This is a genomic window from Bremerella cremea (genome assembly GCF_003335505.1).
Classification (GTDB): Bacteria; Planctomycetota; Planctomycetia; order Pirellulales; family Pirellulaceae; genus Bremerella; species Bremerella cremea_A.
Genome location: NZ_QPEX01000033.1, coordinates 131,442 through 154,908 on the forward strand (window position 1 = coordinate 131,442; position 23,467 = coordinate 154,908).

General features: G+C 52.4%; 14 protein-coding genes and 1 tRNA gene. 7 read left to right on the plus strand and 8 right to left on the minus strand.

Translation table 11 applies throughout. The annotated features are described in order from the left end of the window. The first annotated feature begins 71 nt into the window (after nt 1-71). Nucleotides 72-1,082: an SMP-30/gluconolactonase/LRE family protein gene (locus DTL42_RS16730; protein ID WP_114370009.1), complete on the plus strand. Its 1,011-nt coding sequence runs from the start codon at nt 72-74 to the stop codon at nt 1,080-1,082. Nucleotides 1,083-1,180: 98 nt separating this feature from the next. Continuing rightward, nucleotides 1,181-2,065: an RAD55 family ATPase gene (locus DTL42_RS16735; protein ID WP_114370011.1), complete on the plus strand. Its 885-nt coding sequence runs from the start codon at nt 1,181-1,183 to the stop codon at nt 2,063-2,065. 19 nt (nt 2,066-2,084) lie between these two features. Here DTL42_RS16735 and DTL42_RS16740 read toward each other — a convergent pair whose 3' ends face one another. Next, the gene (locus DTL42_RS16740) at nt 2,085-2,423 is read right to left on the minus strand and encodes a tetratricopeptide repeat protein (RefSeq protein WP_114370013.1); all 339 of its coding nucleotides are present in this window, start codon (nt 2,421-2,423) and stop codon (nt 2,085-2,087) included. A gap of 302 nt (nt 2,424-2,725) precedes the next feature. Here DTL42_RS16740 and lpxA point away from each other — a divergent pair, with 302 nt between their 5' ends. Next, entirely contained in the window at nt 2,726-3,595 is an 870-nt protein-coding gene (gene lpxA / locus DTL42_RS16745) for an acyl-ACP--UDP-N-acetylglucosamine O-acyltransferase (RefSeq protein WP_158545430.1), read from the plus strand. A 166-nt stretch (nt 3,596-3,761) separates the two neighbouring features. On the opposite strand, the gene DTL42_RS16750 is transcribed toward lpxA, so the two are convergent. The 3 genes from DTL42_RS16750 to DTL42_RS16760 form a co-directional block, all read right to left on the minus strand. Beyond that, entirely contained in the window at nt 3,762-4,166 is a 405-nt protein-coding gene (locus DTL42_RS16750; RefSeq protein ID WP_114370017.1) for a hypothetical protein, read from the minus strand. Between the two features lie 110 nt (nt 4,167-4,276). Continuing rightward, nucleotides 4,277-5,203, minus strand: a complete 927-nt coding sequence (locus tag DTL42_RS16755) for a DUF1559 domain-containing protein (RefSeq protein WP_114370019.1) — start codon at nt 5,201-5,203, stop codon at nt 4,277-4,279. Between the two features lie 299 nt (nt 5,204-5,502). After that, on the minus strand, nt 5,503-7,080 hold the full coding sequence (locus DTL42_RS16760; RefSeq protein ID WP_147274313.1) for a hypothetical protein: 1,578 nt from the start codon (nt 7,078-7,080) through the stop codon (nt 5,503-5,505). Between the two features lie 349 nt (nt 7,081-7,429). Between DTL42_RS16760 and DTL42_RS16765 the strand changes: the two genes are divergently transcribed. Continuing rightward, entirely contained in the window at nt 7,430-7,870 is a 441-nt protein-coding gene (locus DTL42_RS16765; protein ID WP_158545431.1) for a BLUF domain-containing protein, read from the plus strand. 141 nt (nt 7,871-8,011) lie between these two features. Next, nucleotides 8,012-8,096: transfer RNA gene (locus tag DTL42_RS16770), tRNA-Leu, on the plus strand. 139 nt (nt 8,097-8,235) lie between these two features. Here DTL42_RS16770 and DTL42_RS16775 read toward each other — a convergent pair. Next, nucleotides 8,236-10,680 carry a c-type cytochrome gene (locus DTL42_RS16775; protein ID WP_199590161.1) on the minus strand — a complete coding sequence of 815 codons (2,445 nt, stop codon included), beginning with the start codon at nt 10,678-10,680 and terminating at the stop codon, nt 8,236-8,238. A gap of 243 nt (nt 10,681-10,923) precedes the next feature. Continuing rightward, nucleotides 10,924-12,216 (minus strand): PQQ-binding-like beta-propeller repeat protein, encoded by a 1,293-nt coding sequence (locus tag DTL42_RS16780; RefSeq protein ID WP_114370027.1) that lies wholly within the window; start codon nt 12,214-12,216, stop codon nt 10,924-10,926. A gap of 286 nt (nt 12,217-12,502) precedes the next feature. Between DTL42_RS16780 and DTL42_RS16785 the strand changes: the two genes are divergently transcribed. Together DTL42_RS16785 and DTL42_RS16790 are read left to right on the plus strand one after the other, a co-directional pair. After that, nucleotides 12,503-13,321 carry a DUF4339 domain-containing protein gene (locus tag DTL42_RS16785; RefSeq protein ID WP_158545432.1) on the plus strand — a complete coding sequence of 273 codons (819 nt, stop codon included), beginning with the start codon at nt 12,503-12,505 and terminating at the stop codon, nt 13,319-13,321. 151 nt (nt 13,322-13,472) lie between these two features. Continuing rightward, nucleotides 13,473-17,036 (plus strand): PVC-type heme-binding CxxCH protein, encoded by a 3,564-nt coding sequence (locus tag DTL42_RS16790; protein ID WP_114370032.1) that lies wholly within the window; start codon nt 13,473-13,475, stop codon nt 17,034-17,036. Nucleotides 17,037-17,053: 17 nt separating this feature from the next. Here the strand turns inward: DTL42_RS16790 and DTL42_RS16795 are convergent, their stop codons facing one another. Then, entirely contained in the window at nt 17,054-22,270 is a 5,217-nt protein-coding gene (locus DTL42_RS16795; RefSeq protein ID WP_114370034.1) for an SdrD B-like domain-containing protein, read from the minus strand. 51 nt (nt 22,271-22,321) lie between these two features. Continuing rightward, entirely contained in the window at nt 22,322-23,350 is a 1,029-nt protein-coding gene (locus DTL42_RS16800) for a WD40 repeat domain-containing protein (RefSeq protein WP_114370037.1), read from the minus strand. Nucleotides 23,351-23,467 lie beyond the last annotated feature (117 nt).

Below are 23,467 nucleotides of genomic sequence, written 5' to 3' on the forward strand. Positions count from 1 at the left end.
CGATAAATTTCTCTTCTATCTCCCTTCCTGCCTCGATGATTTCTTTCCCCCAACACCGGAGTTGCCCCCTCATGCGAAGTTCCTTATGCGCCGCAGGCCTGCTTGTTTGCTTAACCCTGATCCGTCCGGTTTTCGCGGATGACGTGATTAAGACGATTGGCGAAATTGAACGGATTGAGCCTGCCTTTGATGCGATGGTCCCGCAAGACGCGAAGATTGAGGTTCTCGCGGATGGATTTGCCTGGTCAGAAGGCCCCGTCTGGGTACCGGAGAAGGAATACCTTCTTTTCAGCGACATCCCCAACAACCGCATCGTCAAGTGGAAGCCCGGCACAGGAACCGATGTTTTCATGCAGCCTTCCGGCTACACCGGCGCCCAAAAGTTCGACGGCAAGGAGCCTGGCACCAATGGCCTAGCAATCTCTCCGGAAGGGCATTTAACCATGTGCTGCCACGGCGATCGCAACATCACTCAGATTGTTGATGGCGAACGCCGTGTGTTGGTCTCGCACTACGATGGGAAACGCTTCAATAGCCCGAACGATTTAGTTTATGACACCGCAGGCAATCTCTATTTCACCGACCCTCCATACGGCCTGCCAGGCGGGTTGAATGGACCGGAAGCGGAACTCGATTTCTGTGGCGTGTATCGCCTCTCCAAAGATGGCACACTGACTCTCCTCACGAAAGAATGTCCACGCCCGAACGGCATTGCTATTTCGCCTGACCAAAAGACCCTCTACGTGGCGGACTCCCAAGAATGCCACTGGAAGGCATTTCCGCTAAAGGAAGATGGCACCGTTGGTGCCAGCAAAATGTTTTACGATGCGGGCAACTGGCGAGGCAAACGTCCAGGGGGAAGTGACGGCTTGAAAGTCGATACCGCAGGCAACCTTTGGGCAACCGGTCCTGGCGGTGTGTTGGTCTTGAGTCCAGAAGGCAATCTATTGGGACGCATCAGCACCGGCGAACGAACCGCGAATTGTGCTTTCGGACCAGACGGCACGCTCTACATGACCGCTGACAGGTACTTATGCCGCGTAAAAACCAACGCCCAAGGGCTTATAAACTCGAAGGAGTAACTGCCGAGAGCAGGGGCGACTGGGCGGATCGCATATGGATTGGTAGTCTATAGCGTTTGCCCTAGCTACACTTCAGATCGATAAGCGGCCTCAATGCTATGCCTGCCAAAAGACAAACCACTGGTATCCCGAAGCTTGATGAACATCTGGGTGGCGGTCTCATTCCCGGGACCCTCACCCTGGTTATTGGGGCTACCGGAATTGGCAAGACGCAACTCGGCGTGCAATTTAATCACGCCGGGCAGGCAGCCGATGGGCACAAAGGGATTTTCTTCGATATGAGTACCCGTGGCGACTCGCAAAGCCACGTTGAGTACGCCGAACGAATGTTCGCCTGGAAGCCATCTATCGCCGATGCAAGCAAGCTTCCTGACCTCGAAAACTTTTACGATGCCAGCGTTTCCTATGGCGAGATGCTGCATGTATTCGACTATCAGGGCAAGCGGGTTTCTCGCCGTGAAATGGACTGGGACGAACTAGGGCACTGGCAGAAGCAGATCAACGAAAAGCTGGCCACCACGATTGGATTTCTCTACGGCAACTTTACGCGAGGCTGCCGTCGTGTGGTGATCGATGGCTTGGAACCCGTAGATGTTCCTGCAGAATCAATGCAGATCGAACTCTTCGAGTACGTCTATCACCAAGTCCTGCGCAAAGATCCTCTCTGGGTGGCGCGTGACCTGTTTCGCCAACTCTATCGCAAGAACAGCGAAGCGGCTGAAAAGCACAACTACGCCAGTGAAGAAATTGGCTGCATGATGCTGCAAACTTCAAAAGAAGCGATGCTCGAGCATCTTATCTCTCGGAACCTGGACGAAGGTGACCTTCTCTCTGGTGCTAACACGGTGATCTATATGGGTAAGATTCTCGACGGCACCAAAATCCGTCGGGCCCTCTATATCAGTAAGCACCGAGGCAGCGCCGCGACCGACGAGATTATCCCGTACCACATCGACGACGCTGGAATTCAAATTGACAGCTAGGTAGCAATGACGTGCGAAACTACATTCCACTCTGGTTCATGCTAGCGTGATGCTTGGCCTGTTCGGCTTTCTCGATATACATCGGATCGCGCGTCGCCTCGAAGGCCTTCTGGTAGGTCACACTCAGAGCAACAAAGTTGAACGAGTCGTTGGGTTCCAGCTGACAGGCCGTTTCCGCGTGTTGACAGGCTTCTGCAAATTGGCCAAGGTTGCTGTAGGTTGCGGCCAAGGCCATGTGCGAGAGGACATGGTCTGGTTTCGCAGCTAAGACAGCTTGGAATTTCTCGACCGCCTCGGCGTATTTCCCTTCGTCTCGCAGTTTTTCGCCTTCGTTATAGAGAGCAGACGTTTCAGACATGGGCTCACAATCGTTCTAATGAGGTCGGGGTTGGGTTGAGGGAACGTTCCTCGATTATAGGGCAAACTCCCCAATTTGACACGGGCCGCTAGCGTTGACTTGCTTTCAATGGCGCTGACAGCATTGGCTAAATCAGAGGAAGTCGTGGGCAATTTATTGGTTTCGATCGATCGGGCTGGACAGTTTTTACCGATAAGCGTATCTAAGACGGTTAAGCGCAAGTCGCGAAGGCCAGGATGGCCGCTCAGCTTGTGGTTGCCTCTCGATTTTTTTGTCTTCGACCTTCAGCAAAAGGATTTGCTGTGACTCAGATCCACCCTTCCGCAATCGTTCACCCTACCGCGGAAATTGGCCAGGACGTGACGATTGGACCGTTCTGTGTGGTCGAAGAAAATGCAAAAATTGGAGATCGGTGCGAGCTGAACTCCTTTGTCACGATCAAAAAAGGGACGCAGCTCGGCCCTGAGAACAAAGTTCACGAGCATGCCGTCATCGGCGGTCCCCCGCAACATCTACGTGCTGGAATGGAACTAGGGGAAGTTATCCTTGGTACGGGGAATGTCATCCGAGAGTTCGTGACCATTCACCGAGGTTTAGCTCCGGGCAAGAATACCGTCATCGGCAACAATAACCTGCTGATGGTTCAATCGCATGTCGGCCACGACACGATCATTGGCAACAACACCATCATCACGAACAACGTAATGCTTGGTGGCCACGTTGTGATCGAAGATCGGGCCTACGTTAGCGGTGCCGTTGCGGTACACCAGTTCTGCCGCGTTGGCCGTAACGCCATGGTTGGCGGTCAGGCTCACGTCGTTCAGGATGTCGCACCTTACGTAACCGTCGATGGCTGCAGCAGCTTGGTGGTCGGCCTCAACCTGATCGGCCTAAAAAGAAACGGCTTCTCGCCGGAACAAGTTTCCGATCTCAAACGAGCTTATCGAATTATCTTTCGATCGAACCTCACCAATCGCGAAGCTCTGGAACGTGTCCGACGCGAGTTCCCGCAAAGCCCTGCCCTGCACTTCGCAGACTTTCTGGCAGAAAGCGAGCGAGGCTTCATTCAGGCTCGCACACGGGGCCGTGGCGTCGATGTCAGTCGCCCACAACTTCGCGTGCTCTCGGACGGCAAAGAGTCGACTTCCGATGCCAATCGCCGAGCTGGTTAGAAGAACTTCAGCTCTACGCAAAAAGAACGAGAGACTGCCAATTACGGGATCAATCTCTCAATAACAAACCGGTTCCTAGAACTATTTTTCACGGCCACCGAGGCTCGCTGCAGCGGATCTCTTTCTGCAGGCGAGCACACAGCAACTCTACAAACAATCAGAACGATTAACGGCTGCGTTCAACCTCAAAGTTAATCGTGTTCTCCTCTGCTTTTACCTCTGCTTTCAGCGGGGTTTGCCCCTGCTCGCCAAAGCGAGTAGCGATTGCAGACTTTTCTCCATATTCGCTATTACCGACAATGGTCACTTTGTACTTGCCGATCGGAGCACCATCTGCTTCGTCAAAGGTGCCTAAGGTATAAGTACCGTCCTCTTTGATATAGCCAACCGAGCTGGAGTTTTCCACCAAATCGGAGAAGACGATCATGCCCCCAGAAACGGTTGATCCATCTTTGAACGTGACCTTACCGGTTACCTTCTCAGTTGGTCCGCCGCTGCCTCCACAGCCAGAAGCAGTAAGCAAAAAAGTCGCTACGAGCAAAAGACAAAATGAAACATGGGATGTTTTCATGGGGGTATTGTTCCTAATGGGGCACAGGAGTTCAGCCGCTTCTCAATAAAAAAACCTGCAGCCTAAGCACAATCAAGGCCACAGGTTAAGATGAACGCAAAGACAAAACGCTATTGATCGTAGTTATTAACACGACCATCGCGTCGATCGGCCATTAATAATGTGAACTCAGAGTTCACATTGGTGGGCACGTTCTTGACACTTCCGTCGGCCATCAGAAATTGGCAGATACCAGGATGATAACTTCCTAACTTCTTTTGGTAATCTTGATTCTTATCATTGCTCCCTCGTGCCAGTGGAAACTTCGAGTTGCGAATGATCATCCATGTCTTCCAATCGCTAACGTACCAGTAGTAAAGCGTGCCGTCGCCGTCTCGGGCATGCTTGTTGATGGAACTAGTTGGCACGTGCTTTTCGGCCAAAACCGAAGTATTGGAAAGGCCATCGGTAATGCTGGCAAAGTTGGTTTGCGACTTCCAATTGGTCAACACGCCGTTGCTGTCGATATTGCCATTCTTGGCAAGGATAAGCGCGCTATAGTGCCGAGCGGGAGTTGCGTTATCCAAATCCAGCCGGTCACACTCATTGGTGCTCTCTCGGTTGCCGGTGATTACATAATCGGTTGCTGCCCCGAGTTCAGAAATCTGGGTACCGCTGCGACGGCTGGGGCAAAGCACCATCGGGACTGCCGAGGCATCCGACTTAATAAAAGTATCGTTGGCTCCCGTCGTCATCTTCCGGGTTAGGTCAATCTGCTCGACCGTGTTGCCCATTTCCAGATAGGGCATAATTAGCGGGTAAAAACTGGCATACTCATTGGCAAGCGCAGCCGGTGGCAAACTACCGAACGTATCGTGAAAGTTATGGAACGCGAGCCCCAACTGCTTGAGGTTATTACTACACTGCATACGCCGAGCAGCTTCGCGAGCCTGCTGAACGGCAGGAAGCAATAACGCGATCAAAACACCAATAATCGCAATCACAACCAGCAACTCTACTAGCGTGAAACCTGCTTCACGAAAACGTCGTATCCTCATGATCACCTCAGAAAAGAAAACAATTGTTGCTTTAACTGCCACATTATTTACAGATAAAATAAAGTGCCTGAGTTTTAATTGTATTAAGCCGTAGTTTATTGACAACACGCCACCCCCCTCAAAGAACTGCCGTTTCGCGAGAATTACGACACTAAAACAGAGCTCAAGGCATATCAACCTGCCATAATTTGCTTGAGAGTTGTTGCGCCAATAAGCCGCCGGCCAGAATGGGCTGGAAGAAAATTCTTTAAAAGGCCCGGCCAGACACAATTCCGGTCGGCAGGAGCCGCGAAAAGAAACTAAGGCAGGATGACGGAATTTAGCCGTTGATCTGAAAGATCTAGGCGATACATGATCGTGTTGTAGTCGTAACGAGGCGTGGGAGATTGGGTGCGCGAAAACTGTTTGGTATAAGTCCCGTCGAAGTAAATTAGCTTGCCACCTGCTTCGTCCAAAAAAACATGATGTACCGGATTGTAGAAGGTGTACTTATTGTGGGTAACAATGTTCTTCGCCTGCTCCCAACGACCAGGAATTGTCTGAGAGGTCAAAAAATAGACTTCACCGAGGTTCGAGCTTTCTCCTCCAATCTCGGTGGCAATCATTACCCATCGATTTAGATACGTGTTCCAACGGACAGATCCGCGATGCAAAACCACGCGTCTCCCGTGGTCGACATCACGAGTCTGAAGCCAACCTTCCCCAGGCTCGAGATGTCCGGCCTGCTCTAATTGTTGCTGCCTTTCGGCATCGACGACCGCAGTATCTTTCCGCCACGCATAATCGAGCTTTCCTGCGGTTGTACGTTCAAGGGCAGGCTGGCTTACCTCAAAATCGGATCCCTCTTTCAGACAAGTCCACGCCTCGTACTGCTTAGGATCGAAGATCGCATCCCAATTCGCCGGGACGCGTATTAATGGGTAAGGCGTAGCAAAGTAAATGTACTCTTGCCCACCCTCTTGATGCTGAAAAGCTTGGCCCCGCGGAAAGAGCTTAGTGGTTAGCGGAAATTGATTGACTTGCAGAAACCGCTCTTGTGTTTCATCGAAGACGGCAAGCCCACTAGCGGATTCCTTTCCTAGCCCTTCACGTACCGAGTAATGCGTTACCGCTTTCAACTGGCCATGCTTGTCCTTCAGGGTGAATAAGCCGTGCATCCACACGACCGTTCCTTTCAGATCGTTGTGGAACAGCGGCCTGCTGAAGCCTGCGTCGTCGCGGATGTACTGTTGGTCGATACCGACAGAGGGAGAAAGCCCACCTTTCTCCGGCAAACGGGACCAAGCCCCGGATGAACCGAAGTTGCCCAAAGGATAAGAAACACGATTTGTGTCTCCCCAAGTCCACAGTACCCGATCTCCCAACACGACCGCTTGGGTGGAATCTTGCCCCATGACTTGAGCATTCAGGTTGGCATACCTCCAGGGGCTGGGCATTTCTAAACGCTGCGAGTGATGAAACTGACCTTGTCCCGTGATTCGATAGAGTCGCTCGGCAATGTTGATGCGTTTTACTTTTAGTTGCGATGTCTGGCCTGCTTGGACTACTAAGGCGCGGCCATGCATTCCAAATCCATCCGGGGGAAACTCATAGCCGTGGCCTTCAACGGAGAAAAAGACTCTCTGGCCAACCAAACCTGGCTCGTCGAAAGCAATCCAGCCAGCGTTGTCGGTCACCAAGCAAATACCGTTTGTCGTGCGAAGCTCGATCAAGGGAACGCCACGGCCAGTCTCCGCATCGATTACCTGAATTCCAAATGGGCGGGGCGACTCGGTGTTTGCATTGGACAGGTCGTCTGCCGCAACCCAGGCGAAACAAAATAGAGGCAAAAAGAAAGCCACTCCGGCCAATATCCCTCGAATTAGAGGCTTAAACACGAAATAAGAACCTAACTGACAGCCCCAATGGGGGTGTTTGAGCGGCAAAATCGACTTCTTTAAAAAATACTGGTTTACCAACACTCCCCCCCCTGAATACAATCACTCCATGGTCAACTTACACATCAAGTATGTTAAGAAGACTGTATGGTGACAAATTCTCAATCGCTACCTTGTCACATCCACGCATCTATCCCCTAGATACGAAATTCCGGAACCGACAATCCTAATTTGCCATTCGGGGAGGGCAACTTAGCTTGTTATTCCGGCAGGAACGTCCTATTTACGGCAACTAGGGGACCTATCGGTTGCGATAATCGTTAGCCGAAACCAAGAAAGGGAATCTCGCGTGTTTGCGCTCGCGTATGCAAGTTACAGTACCGTCGACACCCCCAACCTCGACCTTGACGGAATAGCCACCCATGCTTCAGCAAAAAATGCTGCACTGGGGATCACGGGCTACCTGTGCTACGACCATGGTGTTTTTTTCCAGTATCTGGAAGGTGAACAAAAGTCTGTTTTGCATTTGATGGGGACGATTGAACAAGACCCCCGTCATGATGTCATTAACAAAGTCATGCTGGGCGAACATGAGCGTCGGGTTTTCCCCGATTGGAGTATGCGCCACCTGAACCGCAGCGACCTACGCCGGGTCGATCTCGAGAACGTTTTGGAACACTCTCTGTTCCATATGGACCCCAAGTTATACGGACACGAAAACATCGTTGCGTTGATCAAGGCTTTGGTCGCCAACATTGCCGCACGCCAAGCTCAGCTGAAAGCCGTTTGATTTCCCCTTAGCGGCACAATAGGGACGGTCGCAACGGATTTTCAGCCGAAATTGACTAGCGAACGAGCATTTTGGCCCAGGGGGTCCTTGAACAAACAAGGTTGGCGAGGCATAAATAGTTCTTTCCTGCTCACCACAAAAGCCGAAGTGGCGGAATTGGCAGACGCGCTAGGTTCAGGTCCTAGTGTCCTTTACGGACGTGGAGGTTCAAGTCCTCTCTTCGGCACTTCTTAAATAGCAAGGACTTGCGTAATCAGACGCAAGTCCTTTTTTGTTTCTTGCCAATTGCCTGACACTCGCCCATTAAAAAAGCCACGATACCGTTGGCATCGTGGCTTTTTTCTTTGTGAAATGGATATCGCAACCTATTTGGCGAACATTTCATTCTCGCGGTCACCACGCGAAAGCATGTAGGCCATGAGATCCTTGATTTCTTCTTCGGTGAAGTTATCAAGCAGACCTTCTGGCATCATCGATTGCTCAGACGGCACAATCTCTTCCAGGTGATTGCGATTGACGTTGGTGATCGCGTTGGGATCGAGCATGTTCGTGTTGATCGCGATGTTGTCGCCATTCAGGTTCACAATTCGCCCAACAACCACTTTGCCGTCATCGGTCAACGCTTTGATGGCCTGGTATTGGTCGCTTACCTGCTTACTGGGCAAGATCACCGATTCCAGGATGTCGCGCGGGCTAAAGCGGCCAGAGAGAGCTGTCAGGTCGGGACCAATCGCCCCACCTTGGCCGGCAAAACGATGGCAGGCAAAGCAACTTGCTTCGGCAAATAACTGTTGTCCCTTGTCGAAGTTGCGTTGTTTAAGGTTGCCTGGCTCGACGATACCAGCCAAGTCTTCCACCGTCCACTTCTTGACCAACGTACGTGGCTTGCCGCTAAAGCTCGGCGCGCTGGACTGAGGTTTGAACTCGAGGACCGAGGCCAATTCCTGCTTCCGTTTGTCGGAAAGGTTATCCACAGCTTCCTTCTTAATGTCCTGGACAAAAAGATCGAAGCTGGCACCACCACGGTAGCTGGCAGCCTTGTGGAACCATTTGAAATAGCGTTCTTGTAATTCGTCGGTCCAACCAGCTTTGAGCAAGCGAATGCTCTTGGCCAATTCGATTTGCTCTTCCTGAGTCGGCGAGGCTTCCAACAAGGCCACCAGTTTCGGGGCAGCAGTTGGCGACTGCAAGCGAACCAACAATTCGGCCAACATCCGGTTTTCTTCCGGAGATTCGGCGGGCAGCAACGGTTCAAGTCGCTTCAAGTAGCGATCTCGCACTTCTGCGTCGTCCCCCATTCGTATGAGCACGAGTTCATAAGCACGCAGCAAACCAAGTTTTTGCTGCTTGGTGGCAGAGGCGTAATCGATGGCATCGAGCTTATCCAGCAACTTATTACGTAGCGAATCGTCTCCGACGCGGGCCAATGCGATGGCTGTTTCGATCACGGAATAGGTGTCGTTCAGTTCCAGTGCTTTATCTTGCCACTGGGCAGGATTGTGGTGTTCCAAACCGATTCGTGCCGCTTGACGGAGGAATCGATCTTCGCTTCCCAAATTCTGCAATGCCAAGTCGAGACCGGCAGCATCCTGGGTAACATGCAGTTTTTCAAGTTCGCGGCGAAGTTTCTGCGCGTCGGTCAGGCCCGTCTCTGCGACGGCTTCTTGCGCTTTGTCACCGGTGTAGGTAACCCGATACAAACCTGATTGCGTTTTACGACCACCAACGGTGAAGTACATCGCTTTGTCGTGCGGGTTAACGACAATATCCGTCAGCGGCAACGGTGTCCCGGTAATGAACTCTTCAGGCGTACCTTTGTAAGTTGCTCCGTTGGGCTCAAGATGGACGGCGTAGAGCTTGCCGTAGCTCCAATCACACGCGTAAAAGGCGTCTTGATACTTCTGCGGGAAGTCGGCTCCATATCCAAACGTCACTCCGGTCGGAGAACCAGGACCAATATCCACCAAGCCTGGTGCGCTGTCCTCGTAGTATTCAGGCCACTTGCCCGAACCATTACGCCAGCCAAATTCAGCCCCGCTAACGACGTGACAAATACGCGTCGGTCGATACCAAGGGGTATTCAAATCCCATTCCATGTCGGCATCGTAGGTGAATAGCTCGCCATCACGGTTGAACGCGGCGTCGTATTCGTTGCGGAAACCGGTTGCCAATACTTCCCAATTCTTACCTTCTGGGTCGATCTTGCAGATATAACCCCCTGGGGCCATCTTGTCCCGCATGAAGCCACGTCCGAAGATGCGAGGCAACACGAGATCTTCGTCCCAAACTTGCGGCACTCGCGAGGAATCGATCTTGGTCAAGTCGGTCTGGTTACCGCAAACAATCACCAAGTTCTTTCCATCCGGGTGAACCATAATCGCATGTGGGCCGTGCTCTCCCCCACCGTTCAGCTTTCGCAGTTCGGTGACTTTGTCGAGCTTGCCGTCACCATTGCTATCGGTGACACGGTGCAAACCACTGGGAAATTGCCCACTGTTGACCACCACATACAAGCTGTCAAAAGCCCAGATCAAACCTTGGGCCCCACCAATCTGTACATCGATCGGCGTGACAACGACTTCCCCTTTTTCTCCTGGGGGTGGCACCTCGACCGAGTACAGTTTGCCGTACTGATCGCAGACAATCAGATTCTTATCTGGGCCGATACACATGCTGACCCAAGAGCCCTGTTGATCCTTAGGAACCGAGTACAGTAGCTCGACATTGAATCCGTCAGCAACCTTGAAATGAGAAGGGTCGGTCGCACCTGGCTCTTTGGCTGCGACGACATTAACCATACAGCTTGCCATCGCGAGCAAGCCTAAAAGAGAAAAGGTAGAATGTTTCGTCATTGGCGGATAACTCGCTTGGTGGGATGAAAAACTCTTGGGATTGGTAAATAATTCCGTTTTCGGAAGACTTCCCAATCTAATCATAGCAGTAATGGATGTACACTGCCCCCATAAAAACCCCTAGGAGGGGACAGAAGACACCACAAAAAAGCTCGCCCAAAATGGTGTTAGCGACCTTTCATTAGCATGGAGCCCTGAAAATTAAGGGGCAAGATCGTAGCACATCAACTTGTCTTGTTCGCGAAGATACAACTTGCCGTTCGCGACGACGGGATGCGACCAGCTCTCGCGTTCTTGGTATTCTGGCTTGAACGAGCCTTTCAACACATACTCTTTTGGGTTGGCCTCAATCAGCGCTAACGTGCCGTCCTGGTAGCGGAAAATTAAGTTGCCATCCGCATAAGTAACGGCCGCCGAGCCACTTCCTACGGGACGAATGTCGCCTCCCCACTGAATTTCGCCCGTCTTCATCTCTACGCAAGTCGGAAAACCCTTGTTGTGTTTCGTCCCTGCGTAGATGTAGTCGCCGACTTGAATCATGCCGCCATGGTGGTTTTGAAACTCGTTAGCATTCAAAAAATAAACCTCTTCGGCGTTGATTTCGCCGCCGTTATTCGTCAGATGCAACAAGGCAGCCCCCGTTCCGTAGCCCGTGGAAGTGAAGATGTAATCTCCTGAGATAATCGGGTCAGGAATATTTGCCGTGTCGTTTGCGACCGGGTTATACGACCAAAGCAATTTCCCATTGGCAGCATCGACTCCGATCACCCCACGTCCAATCAGCTTGACGTATTGCTTCTTACCGGCAGCATTGCAAACCAAGGTCGAAGAGTAACCGGCTTCATCTTTACCTTTGCCGCCTAAATCCGCTTCGGCGCCAGGCGTGCTCCAGATTTCTTTGCCCGACTTCTTGGCTAAGCAAACCAACAACGCCTTGGCCGAACCGGCACCGCAAATTAGTCGGTCTCCATCGATGAGTGGTGACTCGGCAAATCCCCATTGCGGTTTCGAGGCACCATACTCCTCCATTAGGTTTTTCTTCCAATAAACCTTACCGTTCATCCGGTTTAGCCGCGCAATGGTGCCATCTGACATTTCAACATACAGATCGTTTCCATCCACCGTTGGTGTACAGCGTGAACCACTGTAGCCGTGCTCAGGCACCTGCGAGGTTAGGAACTGCTTCCAGGCGACTTTTTTCCGCTTCAGATCAAAACAGACCACTGCTTGGCCATCGTCAAAGTTACCGGTCGTGTATAGATTATCCCCGACAATTGACACACTGGCATACCCTTGGCCGAGTCCTTCTCCCATCCAAAGCAGTTCCGGCTGCTTTTCTTCCCAACTAGCCAAGAGTCCCGTTTCGGTCGACTTTCCATCCCGATCAGGGCCTCGCCATTGAGGCCAATTGGCGTCTTTCTCAGCAGCGAAGCTTGGTATGGCCCAACCGATACAGACCAGCACAATCGTCAGGACACGGGTACGCATAAACATGAAGAGATCCAATTTCAAGGGAAATAGCCAGAAGCCGGATAATGGCAGCACGACACTCCAACGGCTAGAATAAAGGTAACAGATCTGCCGGGAGGACGACTGTTTGAAAGTTTAAACTCACGAAATTTTCCTTGCAACGGTTGGCCAAATTCAATAACTCTTGATAAAGATAGAGAAGTTTCAACTTCACCGCTTATTGCCAAACGCTGCCGGATATCGTTCTCCCGAAGAAACTACTCCTCAATTCACCTTGTCTTTTGTCGTTGTTGAAATGGAATGGACTGGGATGCCGACGTCCTCTTCTAGTTCGACTCAATCTGAACTGCGCTGGTACTACGCAGTTGATGATGCCCATGTCGGCCCGGTGTCGGCAACGAAGTTTTGGCAACTGGCGGAAGAAAGAGTGATCAAAGCCGATACGTTAGTCTGGTGTACCGGATACACAGACTGGGTCCCAGCCCAAACGATAGATGGCCTCTTTCAAACGCGCAAGAACCGCGGTAGTGATCCTGGTTTTGTGTCGAGCTCGCCTCAGCACGCGGCACCGACTCCGATGAAAGCTCCACCGCCTGAGATTCCCTCGGATATCGATCGCGGTTTGCTGATGCAGATCGCGAAGTCAGGCATTTTATTCGGCTTGGTCTGTATCGTTTTCACACGTGGATGCGATCGGATTGATAAAGCACGTATCGAAGGCATTACTGGCGAACGAGCGATTTCCGAACAAGAGTTTAACGAACGCGAAAAATCGCAACTCCTTCCGCTGCAACAACGCCTCGATCAGTTACAGGCGATCGACTACGTCTCTGCCGAAGAAAAGAAGCAATTACAAGAAGCGACCGAATCGCTGCGAGCCGAAAAGATGGTGTTCACCTTGGAACGCAAAAAAATGGAAGCGGAAATCTGGAGCCCGCTCCGAGCCCGAGAGGCACGCGTGGGGGCGGAATACCAACAGATGCAAATGTTCCGTCGAATTGCCTCTTTGTTCGGTACGACGCTCACCTTGATTGGTATTGGGATCGCTCTATTTTACGCCCCTTCCGAGCAGCAACTGGGTATCTGGATCGTGCTGGGCGTGGTGATCGCAGCAGCCTATTTAGGTTGATTTGCCTCCGCTACTGCTCCAAGCTACCAGCAAAAATTCGCTACGGACGTTTCATTTTTTGATTGGCGTCTCCCCCCTTTGTCTTTTAAATTGAGCTTTCCCCCTCCCCTTCTTCTCTTGCGAATCCCTCCCATTTGAAATTTATTTAATCATGTCGCTTGGCCAAAATTCTCTTGGATTGGTTTCTCTTTTCGTTTTGCTTTGTGCATTGCCAACCGTTGCTGTGTCGGCTGAAAAAGAGGCTCCGTTCATTCCGCGTAAACAACAAAGCATCCCCGGGCCACCTCTTTCTCCGCCAGAGGCGATCCAAAAGATGGATGTCCCGGCAGGGTTTTCCGTAGAACTCGTTGCCTCGGAACCGGACATTCTCAATCCGGTGGCCATGACCTTCGACGAGCAAGGAAGAATCTGGGTGACCGAGAGTTTCGAGTATCCTCGTCACGAACCAGGACCAGGCCGCGATCGAATCAAAGTATTGGAAGACACCGACCAAGATGGAGCGATCGACAAGGTCACCATCTTCGCTGAAGGGCTCAATATTCCTTCCGGAATTGCCGTTGGGTACGGGGGGGTCTGGGTGGCGAATGCCCCTGATATTTTGTTTCTGCAAGACACCGATGGCGATCTAAAAGCAGACAAGACGGAAGTCGTCGTCACTGGCTTCGGCCGCACAGACACGCATGAACTTCCCAACTCGTTGACTTGGGGGCCCGATGGCTACCTTTACGGGCTCAACGGTGTTTTCAATCACAGTCATGTGAAACATCGTGGGAAAGATTACATCTTCACATGCGCACTATTTCGTATCGATCCCCGCACGCGTGACTTTGAATTGTTCTGCGAAGGCACGAGCAACCCGTGGGGCATTGCGTTCGATCCGAACGGTCAAGCATTCGTTAGTGCTTGTGTCATCGATCATCTCTGGCATCTCACCGAAAGTGGTTACTACCACCGCCAAGGTGGCCCCTATCCACCGCATACTTGGAAGATTGAATCGATCGTCCAACACAAGCATCAAATGGCCGCCTATTGCGGAATCGAGTACTTCGATAGCGATGCCTACCCTGAACCGTATCGCGATTGCCTGTACATGGGCAATATCCATGGTGGCTGCGTGAATGTCGATGTTCTTCAGCGTGACGGCAGCACCTACTTCGCCAAACCACGTCCCGACTTTTTCACGGCGAACGACGTTTGGCACATGCCAGTCGACCAAAAGACGGGCCCCGACGGTTGCCTTTATATCCTCGACTGGTACGACCGGTACCACTGTTACCAAGATGCGATGGCCCGGCCAGGTGATGTCGATCGCTTGAAGGGACGGCTGTATCGCGTTCGTTATCAAGACACGCCCCGGGCCAAGCCATTCGATCTGTCTCGTGAATCGGACGAGCAATTGATCGCCCGGCTCCATTCCGGCAATCGGTTTTATCGCGACATGGCCCAGCGAGTCTTGAGTGAGCGTGCCAGTACAGCAGCGATCCCCCCACTTCAATCGTTGGTGCTTGATTCTTCCGCGTCACTTAAAACGCGGTTGCATGCGTTATGGTCACTTATTGGGGCAAGACAAGTGAGTGATGCATTCACTCTGGAATTATTGGCAAGTGATCAACCGCAGCTACGTCGCTGGGCGGTACGCTACCAAGGAAATTCCTCCTCAACGAACCCCGAGATTGCAAAGCAGATACAACAACTCACTAACGATTCGTCTGCAGATGTGCGACTGGAAGTTGCGATTCAGGCTCCCAAATTAAACAACCTACCGACCATCCCTACTCTCCTAGAAGTCCTCCACAACTCCCCTCAAGACAAACTCATTCCCCAAATCGTCTGGCAAAACCTGCACCCGCTGTTGGCCACCAAGACACCTGAATATCTCGCATTGATGACCCAAGATCGTTTCGCAAATAGTGAAACGACTTTGGCACTGCTTCCGCGAGCCGCCGACCGCATCCTGGCCACGCCGGGTCTCTCGGTCGAGCACGTAGCAACCCTCGTAAAATTACTAGCGGCTCACCCAGGTCAGCAAGAGAAACTCGCCACCTGTTTGCAGCGGATCGCCGAGCAAGCACAATCGCGAGAACTGACCGGCGAACGACTAACGCAATTGAAAACCGAACTCGCCAATTCTCTTTCTAAGATCCTCGAGCAAGGCCCCAGTCATCCTGGCTACTATAACGCGGCCAACCTTGCCCTGGCCTGGCACGACCCTGCGGCAATGCAAATTGTTCCTCAGGTTTTCGCTTCCCCCCAACAGCCGGTCGCACGCCGTATCGCGGCTCTCGATTCGCTACTGACCACGGGGCACCCAGAATCGCTAGATTTAATCCGTCAATACTTCGAGACCGCTCAGCAAGACCAGGCCGAAGTCGGTCAAGTGATTCAAACGTTGGGCAAGTCCGATTCTGATGTCGTAGCCGATTTACTCTTGCCACGGCTCGACTCCCTCTCCTCACAAAACCGCCCTAAGGCGATCGAGGTTCTCCTCCAACGACCAACTTGGGCTTTGCAGCTGCTCAGCCTGATTGAAGATGGCAAACTCGATAAAGACACACTCAGCATCAATCAACTTCAGCGTCTGGCGAGCACTTCCAGCCCTACCGTCGCCAGCAAGATCAACGAGATCTATGGGACCGTTCGCAGTGGCCGAGATCCTTCCAGAACTTTTGTTGTCTCTCAAATGCGTAGGCTGGTTACGTCTCAGCCAGGCAATCCGCATAAAGGAGTGGAAGTTTACAACAAGCTGTGCGGACAATGCCACAAACTACATGGGAAAGGGCAAGAGGTTGGTCCTGAAATCACTGTTAATGGTCGGGGCAACTTAGATCAATTGCTTTCGAACGTCTTCGATCCCAGTCTAGTGATCGGCAAAGACTATCAGGCCGTCAACGTATTGACACTTGACGGACGCGTGCTCTCGGGGCTGCTCATAGAAGACAGCGATGCTCGCGTTGTCTTGAAGATGCAAGGTGGCAAGCAAGAAACGATTGCTCGTGACGATGTCGATCTCATGAAGACGTCCGATACGTCATTAATGCCAGAAGGGATAGAAAAACAGCTTCAGCCGGAGGAGATCGTCGACCTGTTCGCCTATCTCACCCTCACCAAACCGCCAGAAGATCCCACAACCGAATTGATCTCAGGAGCGGGGCTCGTCTCTCCCGAAAAGATCGTGCTGTCAGAAGATGCTCAGAACCTTCTTTCGACAGCCCAGATTAGCACCAATGTCGATCACTTCGCTGCAGGCAAACGAGGTCAACCAAGCGACCTGATTTATCTCCCAGAGTCTCAGAAATTCCTTTCAAACTCGCAGTGGCACGAGATTGGCGTCGGTGGCGGGGCAGACCTCGGCGTTCTCACCCAAGAGAACGGAGTCACTTGGACGGCAACCTGGCAACAACCAGTCTCGGTGAACTTCATTACCCTCTCTGGCACTTATCCCAATCAACCACAGCCAAAGACCGCTTGGGCGATTGAAGCCAAAGTCGACGGTAAGTGGCAAACGCTCGAACAGGGTGAAGGAGACTGGTACAACAGTGGCCGTTACGTTTGGGGGTGGCCTGGTGCGGTAAGCATTTCCATGGAAGCGTTTCGGGTACGCATTTTCAGTCCCGACGAAAAAACCCCTCTACGCAGCATTCATTTTCGCGGCGAAGAGGGGTTCTCGTGGTTCGTTGGCAATCTACCGCCCGAGGTAAACATCGTCAGGCAATAGCAACCGTTGCAATGGTACTAGCCCGCCTTGCGATTGGCGACGGTCACCGAACCTTCCTTGTGAGCGTGGAATACGCCAGGGTCGTCCGTTCCGTTGCCGTCCCAGTCGCCTACCGTGGGAACGTCGTCCCATTCCCCAAGCTGGAACACCTTATCGGTGGAGTCTTCGACACCGTTCCCGTTGTCGTCGACAATCCAGTGTCCTTCTCGGAAGACACCAATCTCGTCGACTCCGTCACCATTCCAGTCTCCGACAACCGGAATATCCCCGGCTTGCCCGAAATCGAACGCTGCGTCAACTTCCGGGTTCCAGCGACCATCGCCATCACTATCGATGTGCCAGGTTCCGTTCCGGAAAACGGCAATGGTGCTGATGCCGTCCCCATTCCAATCTCCGGCGAGAGCAAAGTCTCCCCCCACACCAAAGTGGAATGTATGATCAATCAGATCCTGCCGGAACTTGCCATACTGAGCAACTTTCAGCACGCGAGTACCCAGCGGGGCATGCTCGATCTTGGGAGGAATGTTCTTCGGCTTTTCGAGCGAAACAATCCGATTGGTCGCTTCCGGTAGGCCGGGGTCTTCCTTCACGGCACGAGGGTCGTTCGGCCAGGCCTTGCCAAAGATACCGATGTCGTCTTTGCCGTCACCGTCCCAATCACCAACGACCGGCTGGTCTCCATCATGCCCCAGCTTGGCATACATATCTTCATCGTCCCATTGGCCGTTGCCGTTCAAATCGATGAACCAGTGACCATCGATGAAGACGCCAAGTTCGCTAACTCCGTCACCATTGAAGTCACCTGCGACGGGGATGGCATTCTTCGATCCAAATAGGCGACTGAGAAGCTCTGCTTCCTCGCCGTCCTCCCCTTCGAGTTGTAGTGTCCAGCGTGCTTCGCTTAGGTTCTCGGTATTCCAAGGGTTTAAATCCCCATTGGCCGACGTTAACCAGTATGGGGCGTCCGAAGAAGCAACCGGCTCTTTACCACGCGGATCGCCAGCATTGACGACACTCAGGTGCCAAGTGAACCCGTTGGCTCCTCCACCATACGGTAAGACCTCGTAAGGCAATGCCAATAAAGGCGCCGGAGGTAGCAACTCAGGCGAAGGTGGAGGCGTAACAACCGGAGGAGGTGTTACCGGAGGAATTCCAGGCGGAATTTCCGGAGGTGGAATGAAAGGAATCACGCGTACTTCGCTGAAGTTGTTTTCCCGCGATTCGGTCCCTCCCACAACAAAGATACGAATGATCGCATCATTGCCAGGGCTAACCGCCAACGAGGAAATCTCAGCGGACGAAGTCCCTGGGTTAACGGCTAACCCGCCGGTAGTACCGACCGTATCGATGCTGTCGACGAATCCTTCTGGCTGCAACTGATAAACAGCGTAGAACCCCGTTTTCAAGCCAATAAACTTGTAATAGCCGTTGGCATCGGTCGTTATCCGGATGGGCCCGTCACCATAGATGCCTTGCAACACCGAATCGCTGTTGCCCATGATCGGCAAACCTGAGAAACCGTCGCGCAGCTCTAAAACAACATTCCCTAGCGGTGTATCGTCAGGTGTCCGCAGACCGTCGCGAATAGACGAGATATCTTCTGGCAATTCACCAGTTGCACTTGAGATAACATTGCCATCTTGAAAGACATACCCCGAGAGTGCTGCCGGTGGAATCTCGCAGAAGTTGTGTTCGTCGAGATGCTCCCCAGAATGCGTCACGATGCGTGAGATTCGATCGGTTTCCGTAGCGTCAGCCAAGCCGTTGCGATCGATCTGTCCACCTTGAAAGTAGCCATCCGGTTGTGTCTCGACCACGGTGTATGTTCCCGGAGGCAAACCGGTAAACGTATAGTGACCGTTGGCGTCGGTAGTCGTGGTTGCAATTACATTGCCGTTTCCGTCGAGCAGCGTAATCGTGACCCCAACAATCGGATCTTCATCCGGATCAAATACACAATCCTGGTTCGGATCGACGTGAACAAAACCACCGATCGACGTGGGTAGCACTTCACCAAAATTGTATTCGATCCCAGACTGGCCGAACTTCAATTCAATCGTATGAATCACATCGCCCGGATTCGTAGCCGAACCGACTGCTGCGCCGGCGATTGTCCCTGCCGTGTCTAAGCCGTCGAGATAACTCGTCGGTTGTAGTTCGACTATGCGGTATTCACCTTTAGACAATCCGGTGAAGTGATAGAAACCATCGGCATTGGTAACCAGTGTGTCGACCAGATTGCCGTTTTTGTCAAACAGCTGAACCGTCGTTCCGCCAATGCCTTCTTCGCCAGAATCACGAACCCCATCGTTGTCTCGGTCGTGATAGACATAGCCAGACAGGTCGGCAGGTTCACTCTCGCAGAAATCGTACTCTTCCCCATGCTGGCCTGCCGTCAGTGTGATCGACTCGATGACATCGTTTCCACCGAAGGAGCCGACATGAATCCCGTTGATTGTACCAATGTGATCCCCCCCATCGATTAAACCAGGAGGAGTGATCTCAATTACCGTGTACGTGCCTGGCAGCAATTCTCCGAAGAAGTATTCACCGCTGGTGTCAGTCGTAGTCGTTTTCAGCAAATTACCATCCGCATCGAACAACTGAATGGTGACCCCAGCAAGAGGACGCGATGTCTCCGATTCGTGATCGCAGTTGCCATCGGCATCGGTTAGATAGACACTTCCCGAGATCGAAGCATACAGGTACTCACCAAAATTGTAGTTGACACCGTGCTCGTCACTACCGATCGAAATGCTGTTGATTTCATCGCCAGGATTTACGGCCAAGCCTCGAATCGAACCGTTGATCGTCCCTGCGGAATCGAGCCCGTCTTGATATTCGATTGGCTGTGTTTCAATGAGGCGATAGTTGCCTGGCACGAGATCGTTGAACTCGTAGTAACCGTTGGCGTCAGTGATCGTCACTAACGTTTCATTCGTATCGGTATTGATCAGCGTCACGGTGACGCTTGGAATTCCTTCCTCGCCGCCATCTTTGAAACCATTAATGTTCTGATCGTGATAAACGTATCCGCTAATCGAGCCGAGCTTGATTTCGCCGAAGTTGTACTCGATACCTTCGTCACCCCATTTGACATCAATCGTGTTGATTTCGTCACCTGGGTTTACGGCAGATCCCACAGTGGTGCCAAAAATGGTTCCTGCTGTGTCCAAACCGTCGACATATTCAAACGGTTGTAGCTCGACGATATGGTACTGCCCCTTGGACAAACCAACGAACTCGTAGAAGCCATTCGCATCGGTGATCGCCAGACCTGCTTGGATCCCATTCTCGTCGAAAAGCTGAACGAGCGTTCCTTCAATTCCTTCTTCGCCTGCCTCGCGAATACCGTTGTTGTTCCGGTCGTGATACACGTACCCGGACAAACTAGCGGGGAGGTGTTCGCAGAAATCGTAGTGAACGCCAGAATCGCCCGACAGAAGTTCGATGCCCGCGACCCGATCGTTACCATCAAGTTGACCGACCTTTATGCCGTCGATCGTCCCCACATGATCGCCACCATCAATCAAACCGGGTGGCGTGATTTCCTCGATGGTGTACGTCCCGGGAAGCAAGTTACCAAAGAAGTACTCGCCATTGGCATCGGTTGTGGTCGTAGCGATGAGCGTGCCGTTGCTATCGTACAAGTTGATAACCGCACCCTCTACCGGAGCCGTCTCGATCCCATCGCCGTAGCAATTCCCATCTGGATCGGTTAGCTGAACCCGGCCACGAATTTCAGCTGGTCGGATTTCGCCGAAGTTATAGTTAACCCCCGACTCTCCTCCTTTGAGCGAGATGGCAGAGATTTTATCTCCGGGATTACTAGGCGATCCTTTGGTGGCTCCGTTGACGGTACCTGCGGTGTCTTTACCATCCTGATAAGGGGGCGGCTGCACGACTTCCAGCACTTCGTACACACCCGGAGGCATATTGGTCACTTTGTAGTAACCGTTGGCGTCGGTTGTTACAGTAAACGACTGAGGGTTGCCAAGCACGTCGACACCTTGCACGCGGATCTGCACGCCTGCGATCCCCTCTTCGCCGGCTTCCTTGATCCCATCGTTATCGCGGTCATGATACACGTAGCCGTCAATCATGGCCGGGGTTGCTTCGGCAAAGTCGTAGTCAACCGCTGACGTGCCACCCAGGGGAATACTGATTTCCGTCAATACATCCGGATCGCCGGAAACCGTGGATCCGGTCGAAGCCCCCTCCACCGTTCCCGGAACCGCGCCCACGCTGAAGTAGCCAGTCGGTTGTGTTTCGCGAACCTGGTAAGTGCCCGGCTTCAGTCCGAGTTCTTCACCAAAGACGTAATTGCCGTTGGCGTCGGTCGTAACCGTATGCCCAGTGTTCACAAAAACGCCGTCTTCTTTCTTCCACAGCGTTAACGATACGTCAGCGATCCCAGCTTCTCCGGCATCTTGCGTGAGGCTTAGGTTCGGGTCGTGGTAGACGGTACCGCTGATACTAATAGGCAACGGGTCCTGGACGACAGAACCAAAAGCACCGTCGGTTCGATCGCGGTGCCCCGTCGAATCGTCCGCTGGCAAATCCAAACCAGAAGCGATCAATTTGGCGTCGTATTGGTCGTAAAACTTCGTGTTAACCGTGGCATCTTTGTAGTGCTGGGCGGAAAACTCCCCGGTCATCAAAGTCCCATGGAACTCGGCCCCAGATGCGATCGGATCGATCAGCGTTTCTGCTGGGTTGCTAGGATCGTAGATGATAACTTCGTCAACGTCGATCGAGAACCGAAGTTCTTCCCCGGCATCGAAGCCTTCAAATTCCAGGATCAGCAGGCTTCCACCATCCGAGACGATCGCCTTTACCGAATCGATTCCATCGGCGGAAATTATTTTGAAAGGGAATGACGCATCAGCCCCTAGCCCGCCCGGCGTGATATCGAAGATCATATCCCCAGAGCTTAACCCCGGCAGGTTGCCAAAGTTCTCGATCTGATCGCCATCGATGATCAAGCGAGTCAGTTGCGTGCCAGCGGCGCCACCATCAAAGGTAACGATGAACGTATCGCCGTGTTCGTCACCACCGGCTCCGTCCTCTTCATGATAAACGGCACCCAACTGAATCGTATCAGCCGCCATAACACGGCGTGCTTCTAGCATTTCGAGACCGCGACTGCGGACAGGACGATTGAGGGCTACGTTTTTGCCACCACCAAAGAAATTACGAAAACGACGCAATGCGTCTTGATAATGGAAACCCATCAGGCGACTCCTCTGCCTTACTTTCGCATCCGTGCGAAAATGGTGACCGAACTAGTTCGAGAAACGGCTGACCGGAACCGTTAACACGGGGGGGGGATTATGCTGACCACCCAAATCCCACACGCGGATTGTCGTATCGAATCCGCTTGAGATCATTGTTTGCCCATGGGTAGTCAAAGCTGCGACAGTGCCGTTGTGGCCTGCCAAGTGATCGACTTCTTTGAGTGTTTCCAGATTCCACATCCGAACCTGGTTATCGCTTCCACCGGTGGCAACCTTGTCTGATTGCACAAGCGCAACCGAAAAGACCTTGGCATCCCCAGTCGAGATCGCGGCGAGTTGCTTGCCGGTTTGCGTCATGAACGTTTTCAGCTGGCGATCTTCTCCACCGCTCACGATTTTTTCGCCATCTTCAGAGAAGGCTAGTGCATAAATACGATCGTCGTGAGCACGAATATCTTGGACATGTTCACCGGTTGCAGCATTCCAAATACGAATGACGCCGGTGCGTCCTGCCGCTGCCACAAGCTTTCCATCTGGCGAAAAACGAACGGTACGCAAATCATTACCGTCCGCTTCAAGCGATTTAATTAGCTTGCCGGTCTGGGCATCATAGATCGCGATCGACTTGTCAAAGCCCGCCAGGGCCAGTTGGGTGCCATCGTGATTGAAATCTAAGTCGTTGACGACCGAAGGAAATGTACTTCGACTGCGTAGCTGAATGTTCTCTTGAACATCCCACAAGAGAAGTTGATGATCTTTGCCGGCGGTTGCCAAGGTTTTTCCATCAGGCGAAAACTGGAGGGCACAAACCCAATCGGCATGATCACGGAGCGTTAAGATCAGACGGCCCGTCGAGACTTCCATGATTCGGACATAGTGATCATCACCGGCGACCGCCATCATCTTACCGGCCGGGTGAACTTCGACATCGGTCACCACAGGAGGGTGCAAGCGGTCAACACCGGCCTTTAGCTGGATGGTATGCGACAGCTTAACGAGAGGCATCTGGGCCGACGCGATCGTCGGGGCGACCATCGTCGTGACTGCGGCAGTTGCGCCGAGAATGTACTTATACATTGTGAAGTTGCATCTCCCTCGCTGAACCGAATCCCCAGACTTTCCGTAGACTGAGGGCGTACGAGGGTATTTATCGACACAACCTCACGAACATCCGTAAGAGAAGACCGAAAGTTC